This window comes from Microbacterium sp. ISL-103 (assembly GCF_018613995.1).
Taxonomy (GTDB): Bacteria; Actinomycetota; Actinomycetes; order Actinomycetales; family Microbacteriaceae; genus Microbacterium.
On the sequence record NZ_JAGGPD010000535.1, the window covers coordinates 1 to 2,284 of the forward strand.

At 67.7% G+C, this 2,284-nt stretch carries 3 protein-coding genes; 1 reads left to right on the forward strand and 2 read right to left on the reverse strand.

The window, feature by feature from the left end; translation table 11 throughout:
* Positions 1-87: 87 nt before the first annotated feature.
* Complete coding sequence (locus tag J7E68_RS17210) at positions 88-417, forward strand: hypothetical protein (protein ID WP_215174651.1); 330 nt, start codon at positions 88-90, stop codon at positions 415-417.
* Here the strand turns inward: J7E68_RS17210 and J7E68_RS17215 are convergent.
* Positions 414-1,190: an SDR family oxidoreductase gene (locus J7E68_RS17215; protein WP_215174653.1), complete on the reverse strand. Its 777-nt coding sequence runs from the start codon at positions 1,188-1,190 to the stop codon at positions 414-416. The genes J7E68_RS17210 and J7E68_RS17215 overlap by 4 nt on opposite strands.
* A 46-nt stretch (positions 1,191-1,236) precedes the next feature.
* Positions 1,237-2,284: extracellular solute-binding protein (locus tag J7E68_RS17220; RefSeq protein ID WP_215174655.1), on the reverse strand; the 1,048-nt coding region annotated here is incomplete at its 5' end.

Consider the following 2,284-nt stretch of genomic DNA (forward strand, 5'->3'; position numbering starts at 1 on the left):
GGACCTTCTCGCGTCGATCGTCAAGCCCCTGTCTGCAGCGAAGTCGGAAGGGTTGCCTGGCATGAGAATGATCGAGAGGAGCGGATGATGAAGCACGTGAAGTATGCCGAGAAGTCGGTTCTCGTGGGTGATGACGCGGCGGACACGCTGATGGACTACGCGCGAGTGCTGGCGAGCGTGGGGAATGCCGACACGGTGACCCTGCGGGTCGTCAGCCCGGACGGGAACATCGTCGATGCGTCTTTCCTGCTCACCCCGAGCACCGAGCTCACGGTCGAGTCGACCAACTCCCAGCTCGAGGAGCCGGACAACGGGGAGACCGTGCAGGAGATGCGGGACCGCATCGCGTCGTCGCGCTCCACCGTCGTGACCGAGACGGAGCCCCCGTGGCTCCTCGAGAGCAGCGAGGAGATCTAGCCGCGCGCGGGGGTCAGGCCTTCCGCCACTCGTGCGAGTNNAACCACCGACGCCCCGGAGATGTAGGCGGCCGGAGGCGACGCGAGGAACGCGATCAGCGCAGCGACCTCGCGCGCGTCCCCCGGGCGTCCCAGCGGGATGCCGGGGCGGTCCTGCGTGTGAGGATCCACATCCGTCTGCCCGGTCATCGGGGTCGCGATCTCGCCGGGGGCGACGCTGACCGCGCTGATCCCCGCCGAGCCCAGCTCGAGGGCGAGGTTCTTCATCAGTCCGCCCAGTCCGTGCTTCGCGGCGTCGTACGCGCTCGCACCGACCATCGGCTGATGCGCGTGCACGCTGGTCACGGCGATCAGACGGCCGCCGTTGCCCGCCGCGACCATCGCGCGCGCGGCGCGCTGCAGGCATACGAAAGCACCGGTGAGGTCGGTGTCGATGACGTGCTTCCAGTCATCAAACGCGAGGTCGAGGAACGGAGTCGACGTCCCCGTCCCCGCGTTGTTCACGAAGACGTCGAGGCCGCCCAGCTCCGCGATCAGTCCGTCGATCACGTCGCCGCATGCGGGGATGTCGGCGACGTCGAGTTCCCCCGTGATCGCCCGTGCTCCGTGGGTGCGCACCTCCTCGGCGGTCTGCTCGGCGCCCGCCTGATCGGAATGCCACGTGATCGCCACGTCCATCCCGGCGGTGGCGAGCGCCACCGCCGTGGCGCGTCCGATTCCCGAATCGCCGGCCGTGACGATCGCCCTGCGGGGTGTGTGTGCGTGGTCAGTCATGCCGTTCTCCTCGTCGTCGGGTCTTCTCATCCACCGGGCCTGGCGATCAGCCGGCCGTCTTCTCGTATGCGCGCATCGCCGCGTCCTGAGCGTCAGCCAGGGCATCCTCGATGGACTTGTCGCCGAGCAGCGCCGCAGTGATGGCGTTGTTGAGCTCGTTCTGGATTTCCTGACCGGCGGGCGACGAGCCGAACGACTCTCCGTACTCGACGACGTCGTAGTAGGTCGAGATCACCTGATCGAAACCGGCGCTGCCGCTCTCGGCGACCCACTGGTCGCGGATCGCCTGGTCGGACGCGGGCGACCCGGTGAAGAGGCCGGTGTTGATGCCGCCATCCTGCTCGCGGATCTCGGCACGCGCCTCGCCGGCGGCGTTCCAGGCCTCGTCGGAGGTGAGTTCCACCATCCATTCGCAGGCCGCTGCGGGGTTCTCCGCACCGACCGGGATCACGAACGCCGTGCCTGACGCGACCGAGAAGGGCTCGCCATCCGATGAGCGGAACGGGACCGCTTCGAGCTCGAGCTGGTCGACATACGGGGAGAGTACGTTGGGGTACCACTGGGCGTTCACCTGCCCGCCGACCTGCCCGGCCACATACTGGTTGTTGTCGCCGAAGGTGTCGAAGGAGTCGGTGAAGCTCTTCAGCGACGCGAATCCGCCCTGGGCGTCCGTGATCTCCTTCAGCATCTCGAGACCGGCGACGTTGCTCGGATCGTCCAGCGTGGGAGCGCCGTCTTCATCGTTGAGCTGCCCGCCCATCGCCAGCACCCAGAGCCCACCCTGGCCGGTCGCGACCGGGTCGAACCCCAGCCGGGTCGGCACTCCGCCCGACTCCTGGTAGATCTTCCCGATCGCTCCCACCAGGGCATCCGGCTTCGACGGCTCCAACTCCTCCGCCGAGACACCTGCCTCGTCGAGTACCGCCTTGTTCAGCAAAATCGCCGGCGGCTGATAGAACTGCGGCACGGCCCACACGCCGTCCTCATACGTCACATCGTCGACGACGAAGGGGTACCAGTGATCCCGCGGCGAGACATCGTGCGCCTCGAAGCACGCGTCCAGCGGCATGATCAGATCCTGTGCCGCGTAGGTC

Excerpts from the sequence above, each read along its gene's own strand:
- J7E68_RS17210 (WP_215174651.1), top strand. The coding sequence starts at position 88 with ATGAAGCACGTGAAGTATGCCGAGAAGTCGGTTCTCGTGGGTGATGAC.